General features: G+C 69.7%; 16 protein-coding genes and 1 pseudogene. 12 read left to right on the forward strand and 5 right to left on the reverse strand.

Features of this window, described 5'->3' with window-relative positions; all coding sequences use genetic code 11:
- Positions 1-100 precede the first annotated feature (100 nt).
- From ACFU53_RS08230 to kstD, 3 genes are all read left to right on the forward strand, one after another.
- Positions 101-631: a hypothetical protein gene (locus ACFU53_RS08230; protein ID WP_383987550.1), complete on the forward strand. Its 531-nt coding sequence runs from the start codon at positions 101-103 to the stop codon at positions 629-631.
- Positions 628-933 carry a hypothetical protein gene (locus ACFU53_RS08235; RefSeq protein WP_383987492.1) on the forward strand — a complete coding sequence of 102 codons (306 nt, stop codon included), beginning with the start codon at positions 628-630 and terminating at the stop codon, positions 931-933. The genes ACFU53_RS08230 and ACFU53_RS08235 overlap by 4 nt, the downstream gene beginning before the upstream one ends.
- A 222-nt stretch (positions 934-1,155) precedes the next feature.
- Positions 1,156-2,955, forward strand: coding sequence for a 3-oxosteroid 1-dehydrogenase (kstD, locus tag ACFU53_RS08240; RefSeq protein WP_383987495.1), 1,800 nt, complete (start codon positions 1,156-1,158; stop codon positions 2,953-2,955).
- Between the two features lies 1 nt (position 2,956).
- Here the strand turns inward: kstD and ACFU53_RS08245 are convergent, their stop codons facing one another.
- Positions 2,957-3,409, reverse strand: coding sequence for a GNAT family N-acetyltransferase (locus tag ACFU53_RS08245; protein WP_383987497.1), 453 nt, complete (start codon positions 3,407-3,409; stop codon positions 2,957-2,959).
- A gap of 9 nt (positions 3,410-3,418) precedes the next feature.
- Positions 3,419-3,760, reverse strand: coding sequence for a cyclase family protein (locus tag ACFU53_RS08250; protein ID WP_383987500.1), 342 nt, complete (start codon positions 3,758-3,760; stop codon positions 3,419-3,421).
- A 90-nt stretch (positions 3,761-3,850) separates the two neighbouring features.
- Here ACFU53_RS08250 and ACFU53_RS08255 point away from each other — a divergent pair.
- Positions 3,851-4,120, forward strand: a pseudogene (locus ACFU53_RS08255) (hypothetical protein); the annotation flags it as partial.
- 201 nt (positions 4,121-4,321) lie between these two features.
- On the opposite strand, the gene ACFU53_RS08260 reads toward ACFU53_RS08255, so the two are convergent.
- The gene (locus ACFU53_RS08260; RefSeq protein ID WP_383987503.1) at positions 4,322-5,953 is read right to left on the reverse strand and encodes an MFS transporter; all 1,632 of its coding nucleotides are present in this window, start codon (positions 5,951-5,953) and stop codon (positions 4,322-4,324) included.
- A gap of 135 nt (positions 5,954-6,088) precedes the next feature.
- On the opposite strand from ACFU53_RS08260, the gene ACFU53_RS08265 reads away from it, so the two are divergent.
- Both ACFU53_RS08265 and ACFU53_RS08270 read left to right on the forward strand, forming a co-directional pair.
- On the forward strand, positions 6,089-6,739 hold the full coding sequence (locus ACFU53_RS08265) for a TetR/AcrR family transcriptional regulator (protein ID WP_383987506.1): 651 nt from the start codon (positions 6,089-6,091) through the stop codon (positions 6,737-6,739).
- An 85-nt stretch (positions 6,740-6,824) separates the two neighbouring features.
- Positions 6,825-7,673, forward strand: coding sequence for a DUF2993 domain-containing protein (locus ACFU53_RS08270; protein WP_383987509.1), 849 nt, complete (start codon positions 6,825-6,827; stop codon positions 7,671-7,673).
- 78 nt (positions 7,674-7,751) lie between these two features.
- On the opposite strand, the gene ACFU53_RS08275 is transcribed toward ACFU53_RS08270, so the two are convergent.
- Together ACFU53_RS08275 and ACFU53_RS08280 are read right to left on the reverse strand one after the other, a co-directional pair.
- Positions 7,752-8,045 carry a hypothetical protein gene (locus ACFU53_RS08275; RefSeq protein ID WP_383987511.1) on the reverse strand — a complete coding sequence of 98 codons (294 nt, stop codon included), beginning with the start codon at positions 8,043-8,045 and terminating at the stop codon, positions 7,752-7,754.
- 47 nt (positions 8,046-8,092) lie between these two features.
- On the reverse strand, positions 8,093-8,740 hold the full coding sequence (locus tag ACFU53_RS08280; protein WP_383987513.1) for a TetR family transcriptional regulator: 648 nt from the start codon (positions 8,738-8,740) through the stop codon (positions 8,093-8,095).
- Positions 8,741-9,693: 953 nt separating this feature from the next.
- Here ACFU53_RS08280 and ACFU53_RS08285 point away from each other — a divergent pair.
- The 6 genes from ACFU53_RS08285 to ACFU53_RS08310 all read left to right on the forward strand — a co-directional run.
- Entirely contained in the window at positions 9,694-10,605 is a 912-nt protein-coding gene (locus ACFU53_RS08285) for an alpha/beta hydrolase (protein WP_383987516.1), read from the forward strand.
- A gap of 246 nt (positions 10,606-10,851) precedes the next feature.
- Positions 10,852-11,451 carry a flavodoxin family protein gene (locus ACFU53_RS08290; RefSeq protein WP_383987518.1) on the forward strand — a complete coding sequence of 200 codons (600 nt, stop codon included), beginning with the start codon at positions 10,852-10,854 and terminating at the stop codon, positions 11,449-11,451.
- Between the two features lie 54 nt (positions 11,452-11,505).
- Positions 11,506-11,898, forward strand: a complete 393-nt coding sequence (locus ACFU53_RS08295) for a nuclear transport factor 2 family protein (RefSeq protein ID WP_383987521.1) — start codon at positions 11,506-11,508, stop codon at positions 11,896-11,898.
- 24 nt (positions 11,899-11,922) lie between these two features.
- Positions 11,923-12,621 carry a type 1 glutamine amidotransferase domain-containing protein gene (locus ACFU53_RS08300; RefSeq protein ID WP_383987524.1) on the forward strand — a complete coding sequence of 233 codons (699 nt, stop codon included), beginning with the start codon at positions 11,923-11,925 and terminating at the stop codon, positions 12,619-12,621.
- A gap of 175 nt (positions 12,622-12,796) precedes the next feature.
- The gene (locus tag ACFU53_RS08305) at positions 12,797-13,666 is read left to right on the forward strand and encodes a helix-turn-helix domain-containing protein (protein WP_383987527.1); all 870 of its coding nucleotides are present in this window, start codon (positions 12,797-12,799) and stop codon (positions 13,664-13,666) included.
- A gap of 370 nt (positions 13,667-14,036) precedes the next feature.
- Positions 14,037-15,021: NADP-dependent oxidoreductase (locus tag ACFU53_RS08310; RefSeq protein ID WP_383987530.1), on the forward strand; the 985-nt coding region annotated here is incomplete at its 3' end.

Consider the following 15,021-nt stretch of genomic DNA (forward strand, 5'->3'; position numbering starts at 1 on the left):
GATCTCCCGCCGCAGGGTGTCGGTGGCTTCGTCCACCCAGCCGGGCCGGTACGAGGACTCGTCGTCCGCGTCGGACGTGTCGTCGGCCTCAGCGGCGGGCGTGCCCAGTGTCCGTTCGACGCCCGGAGCGCCTGAAAGCCCTCCTCACGGACATCGAGAAAGTACCGCACGACGGCGGAACGTATGCCGATGTGGGGCGGGTTCCCGGACTTCCCTGGCGGATCGCGCTCGTCCGTACGGGCAAGGGTGTACTCAACGCGGCCACCGGCACCATGCGGGGAACGACTGGTTCCGACCGCGGGCCGCGTTCTTCGTGGGAATCGCGGGCAGCCTCCGCGAAGACCTCGAGGTCGGTGACGTCGTGGTCGCCTCCCGGGTGTACGCGATCCACGGCGGCAAGCTCCGCGACGGCCGCTTCGACGTGCGCCCCGCCTCGTGGCCGGTCTCCCACCGGCTGGAGCAGGCGGCGGGCAAGGCACTGGAGGACACCGCCGAATTCGAGCCCAGCGCCGTGGGTGACGTGGTGCTCGACGACGACAAGGCCGAGCTGGTGGAGTTCCTCCGGCACCACTGCCAGGACGCCGTGGCCATCGAGACGGAGGGCACGGGTTCGCCCACGCCGCACATGTGAGCGATCAGCTGAACGTCATGATCATCCGCGGCATCAGCGACAGGGCGGACGGCAGCAAGGGGGCACCGACAAGAAGGGCTCGCAGGCGCTCGCCGCGGGCAGTGCGGCCGAAGCCTTCGTGGCCGTCCTCCACAAGCTCAGGCCCGTGGACGCCCCCCACCACGGCACCCGGCTCTCCCGACGGCCCGGCGGACACCGCGACCTACGGCGGAGACCACATCAGCCATCACGGCACGTTCCACGGCCCGGTCACCGGCAAGGTCGTCAACCACTACCCGGATCCCGGCCGAGGACCGGCGTAGCCCCAGGGAAACGGCCGGAGCGGACAGCTCGTCCGGGCCTCTTCGAGGCGGTCGCGCGCACGGCTCTCGCCACAGCAGCACCATGCCCGACGCGTGTCTTGACTTCACCATCCCTTCACGTCAGATTCGAGGATCCGCACCACGTCCGGGGCGCAGGGGAACGATTGCTTCCCGGGGGAACAGCACGGCCACCTGTCCCTTCGCGAGGCTGGAGCGTCCCGCATGCCCAAAAGCGCGGATCCTGAGAGACGTACGGGGGCACAGGCGGGCCCCTCCCGACGCCGGGTGCTCGGCACGGCCGCCGGGGCGGGTGCCGTACTCGCCACGAGCGGTGGACTCGCGGGGACGGCCGCCGCTGCCGCCCCACCCCTCCTCGGCACCTACGACGTCGTGGTCATCGGCTCCGGCGCCGCCGGGATGACCGCCGCGCTCACGGCGGCGAAGCAGGGGCTGAGTTGTGTCGTCGTGGAGAAGGCGCCGACCTTCGGGGGGTCGGCCGCGCGGTCGGGGGCCGGGATCTGGCTGCCGAACAACAGCGTGATCAAGGCGGCCGGGGTGCCGGACACACCGGCCAAGGCGGCGCAGTACCTCGCGGCCGTGGTCGGGGACGACGTGCCCGCCGACCGGCAGAAGGCGTTTCTCGACCACGGGCCCGCCATGCTGTCGTTCGTCATGGCCAACAGCCCCTTGCGGTTCCGGTGGATGGAGGGGTACAGCGACTACTACCCGGAGCTGCCGGGCGGGTTGCCGAACGGGCGGTCCATCGAGCCGGATCAGTTCGACGGGAACCTGCTGGGGGACGAGCTGGCTCGGCTGAATCCTGCCTATCTGGCCACGCCGGCGGGGATGGTGGTGTTCAGCGCCGACTACAAGTGGCTCGCGCTGACCGCCGTGAGCGTGAAGGGGCTGGCCGTCGCCACGGAGTGCCTCGCCCGGGGGACGCGGGCCGCGCTGCTCGGGCAGAAGCCGCTCACCATGGGGCAGGCGCTGGCGGGCGGGCTGCGGGCCGGGCTGCTCGGCGCCGGTGTACCGGTGTGGCTCAACACCCCTTTGACAGACCTGTACATGGAGAACGGGACGGTGACGGGAGCGGTCGTCACCAGGAACGGCTCCCCCGGACTCGTCCGCGCCCGCCGGGGCGTCGTCGTCGGCTCCGGCGGCTTCGAGCACAACGCGGCCATGCGGGCGCAGTATCAGGAGCAGCCCGTCGGGACGCAGTGGACGGTGGGGGCGAAGGAGAACACCGGGGACGGGATACGCGCCGGTCAGCGGGCCGGTGCCGATCTCGCGCTCATGGACGACGCCTGGTGGGGTCCCGCCATTGCCACCCCCGATCAGCCGTGGTTCTGTCTAGCCGAACGCACGTTGCCCGGTGGGCTGTTGGTCAACGGGGCGGGGGCGCGGTTCGTCAACGAGGCGGGCCCGTACAGCGATGTCGTCCACACGATGTACGAGCGGGACATCCCGTCCGCCTCGCACATCCCGGCCTGGCTGATCGTCGACCAGAACTACCGCAACCGGTACCTCTTCAAGGACATCGCGCCGACCTTCCCGTTCCCCCAGGAGTGGTACGACGCCGGTGCCGTACACAAGGCGTGGACGCTGGACGCGCTCGCCGGCGCCATCGGCGTCCCCGCCGCCGCCCTCCGCTCCACCGTCGACCGCTTCAACTCCCTTGCCCGGCAAGGGGACGACACGGACTTCGGACGCGGCGACAGCACGTACGACCACTACTACACGGACCCGTCCGTGCTCCCCAACTCCTGCCTGGCGCCCCTGTGGTTGCCGCCCTACTACGCGCTGCGCATCGTCCCGGGAGACCTCGGCACCAAGGGCGGCCTCCTCACCGACGCCCGCGCCCGCGTCCTTGGCCCGGACGGCACGGTGATCCCCGGCCTCTACGCGGCGGGCAACGCCAGCGCGGCCGTGATGGGCCGCAGTTACGCGGGCGCCGGGTCGACGATCGGGCCCGCGATGACGTTCGGGTACGTGGCCGCACTGGACATCGCCGGAAAGCTGTAGTTCAACCTTGGTGTCGTAGGTCGATCCACGGAATCGTGTCGCCGTCGAGCAGATAGCGTTCGATCTCCACGAAACCGTGGTCGAGCGCGAACCGCAGGCCGTCCCCGTTCGATTCCAGTACGCAGGTCTCGATCACCCGGGCGTCCAGTTCCCGCGCCCGCCGCAACGCCCGCTCGTACAGCTGCTCGCCGAACCCCTGCCGCCGGTGTTCGGCGAGCACGCGCGCGATGACCGTCGCCGTGGCGGTGTCCCCCTCGGGCGGGCGGACCGTCGAATTGCCGACGAGGACGCCGTCGACGTAGGCGAGTTCGAGGTGGTTGCGTACGGCGCGCTCGCGGACGTCGTCGAGGGAGAGAAGGTGGGTGGGGATGATCGTGTTGTGGACGTACCGCCAGGCTTCGAGTTCCTCGTCCCCGGCGGTACCGTCCACGCGCTTGATGCCGAGATCCGTCACGGCATCAGCCTAGACATCGCCCGTAGCTCCCGTGTCGAGGAGGGCGTACGCCCGTACCGGGAAGGTGCCCATGCCTTCGACGGCCGGTGGTGCGGCGTGGAAACGGAAGCCTTCCGGGGGCAGTTGCTCCAGGCCCCGCAGGTGTTCCACGACCGGGATGCCCGCGGCGAGCAGTCCGGTGTGGGCGGGGCGGGTGCCGTCGTCGGTGTCGTCGATGTTGAGGGAGTCGATGCCGACGAGGACGGCGCCCTGCTCGACGAGCCCGGCGACGGCGTCGGCCGTGAGGTAGGGGTGGCCGTGGCCGTACCGGTCGGTGCCCCAGCGCCGGTCCCAGCCGGTGTGGACGAGCACCGCCCGGCCCGTCACGTCCTACGGCAGCAGCGCCTCCCGGTCCACGGCCCGGCGGCCGCTGTCCTGGACGCGTACGACGACAACATCTGCGACCTCCAGGTCGGCATCGCCTCGGGCCGCTTCCTGCCCTCCGACCCGGTCGTCACCCTCGCCGCGATGGGCGGCTCCCTGCTCTCCCTCGTCGAACTGCGCTTCAACCGCCCCGACTTCGACGGAGACGAGGCCGCCACGAACCTGGCCGAGCTGATCCTCCGCATGCTGGGCGTCCCCTCGGACGAGGCCCACGAGGTCTCCCGACGCCCCTGCCCGGCCTCGACGACTAGTGTCATGCGCCGGAAGTTCCTAGGCGGTTCCGGCTGAGCCGCGGACGGTCAACGCGCCTGGTCGGCGGCGGGAGTTCGACCGCCGAGACGAGGCAGATCTACCGACGGATTTCAGGCGCAGCGCACTAGCGCGAGACCGGCGTCTCTGCGGGGGTGCGGCCCCCACCCGGGAGGGACGCCCGGGAGGGACGCCCTGGAGGCACGCCCGGGGGTTCCGAGCCGCCCCTCCTCCAGGGGTCTACCGCGCGGATTCGGCGTGCTCCTCCACACGCCCCGCGTCCGCCGCCCCGGTCTTCTGCTCGGCCTCCTTCTTACTCTTGCCGAACACCCGGCGTCCCGGCAGGACCGCGAGGACGATCATTGTTCCGGCGGCCATGATGATCCCGCCGATGAGGCTGGTCTGGGCGACACCGTGGGCGAATGCCTGGTGGACGGCGTCCACGACCGCCTGGGCCTGCTGAGGACCGGCGGACGGGTCCTGCGCGATGCGCTCGGCGACGGCCAGGCCACCGCCGACCGAGTCCTTGGCGGTCTCCATCGCGGCATCCGGGAGCCGGTTACCGACCAGATCGGTCAGCTCGTCCCGGTAGACCGTGCCCAGCAGCGAGCCCAGCACCGCGATACCCAGCGCACCACCCAGCTCCAGCGCGGTGTCGTTGGCGCCGCCGCCGACGCCCAGCTCGGACTCGGGGAAGGCGTCCATGATCGTGTCGGTCGCGGGGGAGACGCTCAGTCCGATCGCGAAGCCCAGCATCATCATCGACGCCAGGAAGTCGGTGTACGTCGAGCCCTTGTCGATCCGGGTGAGCAGGAGCACGCCGGCGGTGCCGATGACCATGCCGGTCACGACCATCGCCTTCACGCCCAGCTTCGGGGTCAGCTTGCCGGTCACCACGGCACCGAGGAACACGGCACCGGCCAGCGGCAGCAGTCGTACACCGGTGTCCAGGGCGTCGTAGCCGAGGACGAACTGCAGGAACTGGGTGGCGTAGTAGATCGCGCCGAAAGTGCCGAAGAAGAAGAACAGCACCGCGAGCATCGAGCCGCTGAAGGGCCGCAGTGTGAACTTGCGGACGTCCAGCATCGGGTGCGGGTGACGCAGCTCCCAGGCGACGAAGGCGATCAGACCGACACCGGCGACCACGGCCGCGGTGACGGGGCCGACGCCCCAGCCGAAGTGCGGGCCCTCGATGGCCGCGTACACCAGGGAGCCGACGGAGACGATCGACAGCAGGCCGCCCACGTAGTCGATCCGGCCCATGCCCTCCGCCCTGGACGGCGGCACCAGGGCGAGCGCGCCGACGACGGCGACGACGGCGATGGGCACGTTGATCAGGAAGGTCGAGCCCCAGGCGTGGTCCTCCAGCAGCCAGCCGGCCACCAGCGGGCCGACGGCGATGGCCAGACCGGAGGTGGCGGTCCAGGCGGTGATGGCCTTGACCCGCTCGCTCCGGGGGAAGGACGCGACCAGCAGGGACAGCGTGGCGGGCATCACGACCGCGGCACCGACACCCATGATCGCGCGGGCCGCGATGACCAGCGACGTCTCGTCGACCAGGCTGCCCATCACCGAACCGCACGCGAAGATCACCAGACCGGTGACCAGCGCACCGCGCCGACTGTACTTGTCGCCGATCGAGCCCAGCACCAGCATCAGCGCCGCGTACGGGACGGTGTAGCCGTCGACGACCCACTGCAGATCGCTACTGCTCAGGCCCAGGTCGGTGGTCATGTCGGGGGCGGCCACGATCAGTGAGGTGTTCGCCATCACCACGATCAGCAGACTCAGGCACAGCACGAGCAGCGCCCACCAGCGCCGCGCGTACGGCCCTGTCATCTTCTCCACGGGAGTGTTCGCGAGGAAGGGCATCGAAAGCTCCTAAAGGGATGAATAGGACGAGCGGCATCACTTAATTGCCCATCGATGTGCAGACTAGTTTATTGCCCATTGGCGTGCAACTATCGCGATGACCCCCTTCCCGCGCCCGTTCCCCGAGGTGCCGATGTGAGCAGCCGACCAGCGCCGACGCCGCACCCGGCGCAGCGCCGTGACGCGCGCGCCACCCGCGCCCGGATCCTGGAGGCGGCACGGCGGGAGCTGACCCGCGACCCCGACAGCCGCCTCGAGGACATAGCCGGAGCCGCCGGTGTGGCCCGGCGCACCGTCTACGTCCACTTCGCCGGCCGGGCCGCGCTCGTCGAGGGCCTGGCCGCGGAGGCCGCGGAGGCGATCCGGCTCGCGGTCACGGGCGCCCCCGCCGCGACCTGCGACGCCGCGACCGACCTGGCGCGTCTCGTCCTCACCGTGTGGCCGGTCGGCGACCGCTTCCGCACCCTCATCCGGCTGGCCCGCCAGGACCTCGTGCCCGACCGCGTCAACGAACTGCTGGCCCCGGCCCGCGACCTGGTCACCGGGGTCCTCGCCCACGGTCAGCGGCAGGGCGTCTTCCAGACCACCGTCCCGCCGGACCCGCTCAGCCGGGCCATCGAGGCCCATCTGCTGACCCTGCTCGACTGCGTGAACTGCGGCATCTGGTCCGACGACGGCACCGGCGCCGCCACCGCCGCGCTGATCGCCGCCGGAGTCGCCCCCGACACCGCCGCCGCGAAGGTCGACCACCTGCGGAGGACCGGGTCGCCCCCACGGCCCCTCTGAAACCCCGATTCCCCCCTGGACCCCCGGGAGTTCCCGAAGTTCCCCGAAGTCCCCGAAGTCCCCGAAGCCCTCTGGAGGAGGACTCATGCACCAGTCCCGACCCGAGTACGAATACGACTACTCCTACGAGCCCCAGTACGCGCCGCCCCACGAGCGGTACGACGCCCAAGTCGGCCGCATCCGCAACTCCGCGCCCCGCACCCGCCGTTGGCGCCGACGACCACTCGCGATCGCCGCCCCCTCGCTGACCGTCCTGGCCCTCGCCCCCGTCGCGGTCGACCGGGCCGCGGCCGCGCGCATCGAGTCGCGTACGGCCGAGGCGTTCCAGGAGGGCATGGACACGCCCGCCCGGCCCGACGTCGAGGTCCACGGCTTCCCCGTGCTGGCGCAGGCGGCCTCCGGCACCCTGGACCAGGTGGACATCACCGCGCACGACATCCCCGCCAAGGGCTTCGACCGCCCACTGCCGGTGACCGAACTCTCCCTGGAACTCGACGGGTTGACGAAGTCCGACGACGACAGTGCGGCCCGGGCCCGCTCGGCGGAGGCGACCGCCTTCCTGTCGTACGCGGACCTGTCGGCCGCCCTCGGCCTGGATGTCTCGCAGGGCTACGGCTCCGACCGGATCCGCGTGCGCGTCCTGACGCCCCTCGGCTTCGAGGTCACCACGACGACGACCGTCTCGGTGACCTCCGGCAACCGCATCGCCTTCAAGGACTTCAAGGTCGCGGGCCGCGTCACCCTGCCCGAGTGCGGTGAGAAGCTGCTCGACAAGGTCTTCGCGAAGCCGATCGCACTGCGGAACATCCCCGACGGCCTACGGCTGCGCTCGGTCACCCCCACCGGGATGGGCCTCACCGCCCACTTCTCCGGCAAGTCGGTCACCTTCCGCCCCGACAACGCCCAGAGCACCTCGTCGAACGGGTCGACCTGAGGCGGCCCGCACGGCCCACACCAGAGAGCCCTCAACCGTCCACGAACGGTTGAGGGCTCTTCGGCTGTCCGGTGCCGACTACTGCTGCTCGGTCCCGGCATCCGTCCCCGCGCTCGTACCGCTGTCCGTGCCGGTGCCGCCGCCCGTCGAGATGCCCTCGCCTCCCGTCGAGGTGTCGTCGCCCTCCGTCAACGTCCCGTCCTCGTCCCCCGTCGACTCGGCGGCGGCCTCCTGGGTGGCGACGATGACGGTGCCGCCCTCGGCGACCTCGCTGCCCCGGCAGCGATCCCCGTCCCGGGCCCGATGGAGAGGATCCTCACGCCCGCCCCGGCAACCACCGGCACGAACGACTCCGCCCCGGCAGACACTCACACCGGGGCGGTACGGATACAGCGATACGGATACAGCGGTAGGTCGGATCAGGCGTCCCCGGCCGGGGACGCACGCATCGCCGACGCGACCTCCTCGACCACCGCGCTCGCCCGCTTCTCGGGTACGCCGGCCGCGATGAGGGTGGCTACTGCGATCCGGCGCCCGTCGTCCTCCAACGCTCCCGTGTTGACGGCCTCCAGGAGAGCGACATGCATCGCCTCCAGCCCGGCGCTCTGCACGGCGGGCGGCAGATGGGAGTGGAAGACACCGTCCCGCTGCCCGCGCTCCAGGATGGTCGCAGCCGCCTCACGGGCCGGCGCCAGCACCTCGGCGACGCGCTCGGAGCCGAGGTCCCGCCGGGCCAGCGCCAGGAGCATGCGGTAGCGGTCCCCCACGGGCCAGATGGTGAACACGAACCGCGCCAGCGCCAGCTCGGCCGGCTCCGTCGGCTCCGGCCCGGCCTCCACCGTGCTCCGCAGCGTCTCGGCGGCCTCCTCGGCGAGGGCCTCCAACAGCGCCGCCCGCCCCGGGAAGTGCCCGAAGAGAGTGCGCCGTACGACCCCGGCGGCCCGCGCCAGCTCCTCCAGCGTGATGTCGGGGTTGCGCCCCAACTCCGCACGGGCCGTGGCCAGGATGCGCGCCCGGTTGGACCGCGAATTACGACGCAGCGGCTCGCGGGCCACGGACTTGGTCACGGAGACACCCTCGGAGGATCAGTACGGAGACAGGGAAAGGAAACGAACAGCAGCCCATTTTGTCACGACGGGCCGGACGACGAGAGGACGACGAGAGGACGACGCGAGGACGACGCACGAAGTTGACGCTCCGACAGTCAAAAATGAACGTTTCCTCAGGTCAGAGACCTGCGGAAGTGGGGCGCGTGGGACTCGAACCCACGGCCGACGGATCACGAGTCCTTTGCGGATCTTGGCGGTCCTTGCCGATCAACGCTCACACACGCCTGTTCCTGTCCTTGTGTCCAACCAGCGTCCCGAACGTGCCCGGGAAAGACCTGCCCGGCTGGGCGCCGAGACGATCACCCCAGCTCGGGACCAGGCCTGGAACTCCCACGCAGCGGATTCACCTTCCAGCGCGCAGAGGCTCTGCCCCGGGCGCGCGCCGGGGCAGAGCCTCGACGGCCGTTTCCGCAGGCCAGACGTATACGCAGAGCTCAAGTACTGACATCTGTTCGGCATGCCGGAAGGAGCGGCGCCCGCAGTGCCGGCACGTACCAGCTCGACCGCGTCGCCGACGCCTTCGCGGAGCTGGACCAGCGGCACACCCGAGGCAAGCCCGCCCTGATCCCCTGACCGGGACCGAGGGCGAACCGGAGCGGCTGACACCGAAGGTGAACGGCTCACCGGCGCCTGATCACCGCGTCGGATGGCGTGTGATGGTAGCCCCCGGCACAGTAGGACGCTGACATGCCGAGGGCGCCTGGTCGACTTCAGTGGAAAATGTTTGCAAATTGCACGCATTTCCGATGCGGGGTCCGAGCCTCCCTATCAGGGATGAATTGCCGACCCGGCAAGTGGTATCCAGGGGAAAGTTTCTTCCCCCCATCGCGAGTAGACATGCCCTGAGCTTCGGAAGACCATGATCTGAGGGCCGCCCGACGGCGGACCGAGGCCGAGAAGAGGCAGGCATCATGGTCGAAATCGTTTCTTTCAGGAACAAGGAAGTAGAGATTGCGGGACATCTCCATCTGCCGGAAAACTTCAGCGAAGACAAGAAGTACCCGGCACTCGTCGGCATTCATCCGGCTGGAGGCGTAAAGGAACAGACCATCGGCCACTACGCCAAGAAGCTCGCTGAGCACGGATTCGTCACCGTCGTCTACGACTCCTCCTACCAGGGAGCGAGCGGTGGCGAACCCCGCCTCCTGGAAGACCCGACGACCAGGGTGGAAGACGCTCGCTGTGCAGCCGACTTCCTCGCCACTCTTCCGTTCGTCGACTCCCAGCGAATGGGGGTCTTCGGCATTTGCGCCGGCGGCGGATACGCGATCAGCGTGGCCCAGACCGAACGTCGCTTCAAGGCAGTGGCTACGGTCAGCGCAGCTCCGATGGGCGAGGGCTCCAGGGGCTTTCTGGGGCATCTGTCCCCGGTGGCCGAGCAGATCGGAACGCTGGAAATGGTCGCCAACCAGCGCACGGCGGAAGCGCGAGGTGCGGAGCCCCTCTACGCCCCGTTCGTCCCGGAAACACTGGAAGAGATCAACGAAAGCACACCGGATCTCCTGCGCGAGGGGTACGACTACTACCGGACGCCGCGAGGTCAGCATCCCCATTCGAAGGGCCGTTTCCTGCTGACCAGCATGGACAAGATGTTCGCCTTCTCGGCGTTCGACCAGATCCCGGAGCTGCTGACCCAGCCGATGCTTCTCATCGCGGGGAGCAGGGCGGACACAAAGGTATTCAGCGACCAGGCCTACGAGCTTTCCAAGGGGCCGAAGGAGTTGTTCGTCGTCGAAGGCGCAACTCATATCGCACTGTACGACGTGCCTGAGTACGTGGACCAGGCAATCCCCAAGATGGTGGAGTTCTTCGCCGTCCTTTAATGGTCCGCAACGCGTCACCGAGTACGCCCAGAAACCCGGTCTCCGACGAGCACGACAGCGAACTGCAGCCGGCGTACCACGCGTACGTGGGCGCGGGACGACCGGTGTGCGGGGTTTGGCCGACGGACCGGAATCGCGTACCTGGAGAACGGTAGGCAGGGGAAAATTTCCTACCCCTCACAGCGCGCTCTTCCGATGCAATGCTCGGTCACACACCGAACAAGACTTTCGAGGAGCCCGATCGCCATGTCCCATTCAGGCCGCACCACGATCGCCATTGCCTTTCACTCGGGCTACGGCCACACAGCCGTCATCGCCGAGGCCGTGGCGCGTGGCGCTGCGGGAGCCGGGGCCGAAGTGGCCCTGATCTCCGTGGACACCATCACCGACGAGCAGTGGGCGCAGTTGGACGCCGCGGACGCGATCGTCTTCGGTGCCGCCACGTACATGGGTACCGCCTCCGCGGCCTTCCATGCGTTCGCCGAGGCCAGCAGCCGGCGCTGGTTCTCCCACGCCTGGGCGGACAAGCTCGCCGCGGGCTTCACCAACTCCGGGGCCAAGAGCGGCGACAAGTCGTCCACCCTGGGTTATTTCGCCACCTTGGCCGCCCAGCACGGCATGCACTGGATCAGCCTGGGTCTGATGCCGGGCTGGGGATCCACCACGGGCAGCGAGGACGACATCAACCGGCTGGGCTTCTTCATGGGTGCCGGCGCACAGAGCCCGACCGATGCCGGCCCGGAAGCGGTCCACCGGTCGGACATCGCCACCGCGGAGCACCTGGGTGCGCGCGTCGCGCGCCAGGCCGCGATCTTCCGGGCCGGGCGGGCCGCCCTCGCCGCCTGATCACAGGGCCTGCTTTTCCGTATCCGACTTCTCCCCCTCCCCCAAGGAGCAACCATGTCCGACTCCCCGAGCCTCGCCCTCATCCGGCGGGTCTACGAATCCCGGATGGCGCCCGAGGTCACCCAGGAGGTCATGGCCCCGGACCTCGTCTGGGACATCACCCCGGGCTTCCCGAACAGCGGCGTGTACCACGGCTGGGACAGCGTGGCGAAGGACTTCTTCGGCACACCGATGCCGAACATCGCGTCCTTCGGCGCGGTGCCCGAGGAGTTCTACGCCGACGACGAAGGCCACGTCTTCGTGTTCGGGCACTACCACGCCGAGACAAAGGCCGGCGACAAGGCCGACGTCCGGTTCATCCACCTGTGGACCGTCCGTGACGGCAAGGCCATAAGCATGCGGCAGGCCGCCGACAGCCACGTCCTCCAGGAAGCCCTCAAGGGCTGAGACCACCCCCAAGGAGACCCACCCATGGCGAAGATCCTCTTCGTGATCACCGCGTCCGACCACTGGACGCTGGCCGACGGAACCCGGCAGCCGGCCGGCTTCTGGGCCGAGGAAGCAATCGGCCCGTACCAGGTCTTCAAGGAGGCCGGATTCGAGATCGCGGCGGCGACGCCCGGCGGTGTGCCGCCGACGGCGGACGCGCTCAGCCTCACCGCGGATTTCAACGGCGGCGAGGAAGGCGCGCAGCGCATGCGCACCGCCCTGCGCGAGGCGACCGAGCTGGCGCACCCGATGCGCATCGAGGACGTCGACATCGACGACTACGTGGCCGTCTTCTACCCCGGCGGCTGGGGCCCGATGGAGGACTTGCCCGACAACGCCGCCTCCGGCAAGCTGCTCACCGAGTGGCTCGCCTCGGGCAAGGTCGTGTCCCTGGTGTGCCACGGCCCCGCGGCGCTGCTGGCCACCATCGGCCCGGACGGAACGTCCCCGTTCTCCGGCTACCGTCTGACCGGCCTCTCCAACGCCGAGGAGAAGCTGAACGGCCTCGCGGACCGCGCGAAGTGGCTGCTGCAGGACCGCCTCGTCAACGAACTCGGCGTGGACTATCGCGAGACCGAGCCGTTCGCCCCGCACGTCGAGGTGGACCGCACCCTGTTCACCGGCCAGAACCCGGGCTCGGCGGTCCCGCTGGCCCAGGAAGTGCTCAAGGCACTGAGCTGACGACGCTCCTGTGCTCTTCCTCGGCGGCCCGGTAGGCGACTCCGGGCCGCCGAGTCCTCGTACGCCCGCTGCCTTGCAGGTCGGCGCCGAGACTCTTTTCATATATAGGTAAAGCCCAACATAGGCACGATCTCTCCCCCTTACAGCGCCGGGCTTTTGTGCGAGGCTGCAAGTCATGAACCGCAACCCTCATCTGAACGAGCTGGGTGAGTTCCTCAAGGCCCGCCGTGGCGAACTCAGCCCTTCCGAGGTCGGTCTGCGCGGAGGGCAACGGCGGCGTGTGAGCGGTCTGCGCCGTGAGGAAGTGGCGCTTCTCGCCGCGATCAGCACCGAGTACTACACACGGATCGAGCAGGGCCGGCTCCAGGCATCGGCTCCCCTCCTCGACGAGATCGCCCAGGCACTCCGCCTGAACGACGACCAGCGCACCTACCTCTTCGACCTCGCGGCGAAGGAGAGGCTGCGTCCGCCCACGTCAGATGATCGCCAGCAGGTGGATACGCAGTTGCAGCGCATGCTGGACGATCTCACCGCCTCGCCCGCCTTCGTCATCGGCCGACGTACCGACATCCTGGGCTGGAACCGGCTCGCCGCCGCCCTGTGGACCGATTTCGGGCGCTACCCGGAGCCGGAACGCGTGTTCCTTCGGCTGCTGTTCACCGAACCCTGGATGCGCGAGCTGTATGCCGACTGGGAGGAGGTCACCCGGCTGGCCATCGCCCAGTTGCGTATGGAGAGCGCGCGCTACCCCGGCGAACCGCGCCTCGCGGCTCTGGTCGAGGAGCTCTCCGCCCGTGACGCGCAGTTCCGGCAGTGGTGGACCGAACACGACGTCGCGATGCGGGGCAAGGGCGTCAAGAAGCTCCGTCACCCTGTGGTGGGCGAGCTGACGCTCGACTGGAACACGCTCACCTGTGGCACGGACCCCGACCAGCACATCATCGTGTGGAACGCCGAACCCGGTTCCCCGTCCCACGATGGGCTGCGCCTCCTGGCCTCCTGGGCCGCGGACCAGAAACCGACGGCGTCCGACACCACCACCTGAGCTCTCTCCGGCGTACGTCCACAAGGGGTGCTGCGGGCGACGGGCGGCTCGACGGCTGTAACGAACGTAGGCATGGCAGCTCAGATGCCTCGCCCTCGCCGTCGCCGTCTGGGCGCTCGGACGCCCGGACCGCTCGTTCCGCCCTCTGGATGATCGTGTCTCAGACTGCCCCACGCGCTTGCTCTCCTCGGCGTGCCAGAGCGCGACGGCGAGGGGCTCGCCTCTCTCGTCGATGCCGGTGTCATGGGGGGAGGGTTTCGTCCCCCCTAAGACCGCATCCCAGCCAAGAACCCTCCCCTTTTCCGGGTACGCGCGAGACGGAAAAGTCGGACACCTCAACGACTGCATGCCGAACAATGAGGTGCTTCGAATGAAGGCTGTAGGTTTCACGGAATTCGGTGGGCCGGAGGTGCTTCAGGTTCTTGAGCTGCCTGCCCCCGATGCCGGTCCGGGCGAGGTGCGCATCCGGGTGCACGCCGCGACCGTCAACGCGGTCGACGCCCTCCAGCGCAGCGGACCCGCCCGGTCGCCGGACGCCCGGCCGCCCTTCGTTCCCGGCATGGAAGCAGCCGGCGTCGTGGGCCAGATAGGCACGGGTACGGACACCGACCTGAGCGTCGGTGACCGTGTGATGGCGATCGTGCTCGCCGACGGCTCCCACGGCGCCTACGCCGAGCAGATCGTGGTCCCGGCGGAGTCGGTCGTCCGCGCTCCCCACAGCGCGAGCGACGCGCAGGCCGCGTCCCTGCCGATGAACGGCCTGACCGCGCGCTTGGCCCTGGACACGCTCGGCCTGGAGTCCGGCCGGACCGTCGCGATCACCGGCGCGGCCGGCGCGGTGGGCGGCTACGCCGTCCAGCTGGCCAAGGCGGACGGGCTGCGGGTGGTGGCCGACGCCTCGGAGCAGGACGAGACCCTGATCAAGGAACTCGGTGCCGACGTCGTCCTCCGTCGCGGCGCCGAGTACCCGGACCGGGTACGCGCGGAGGTCCCGGAGGGCGTCGACGGACTCCTGGACGCCGCGTCGCTCGGCGCGCTCACCGCACGGGCGGTCCGCGACGGCGGCCGAGTGGTGACCCTGCGCGGCTACGACGGCCCCGGTGAACGAGACATCACCTACGAGCCGATCGTCGTGTTCAGCTACGCCCGGGAGCGCGCCAGGCTCGACCGGCTCCGGCAGCAGGTGGAGGAAGGCCGCATCACCCTCCGGGTCGCCAGGACCTTTCCGGTGGAAACAGGCCGCCGAGGCACACCGGCTCCTCGCCGCGGGCGGCGTGCGGGGCCGACTGGTCCTGACGTTCTGAACAGAGTCACGTATGGGCACAAGGCGGCGGCCCTCAGCGCCAGCTCATGGC

This window comes from Streptomyces sp. NPDC057474 (assembly GCF_042802555.1).
In the GTDB taxonomy this organism is placed as follows: domain Bacteria; phylum Actinomycetota; class Actinomycetes; order Streptomycetales; family Streptomycetaceae; genus Streptomyces.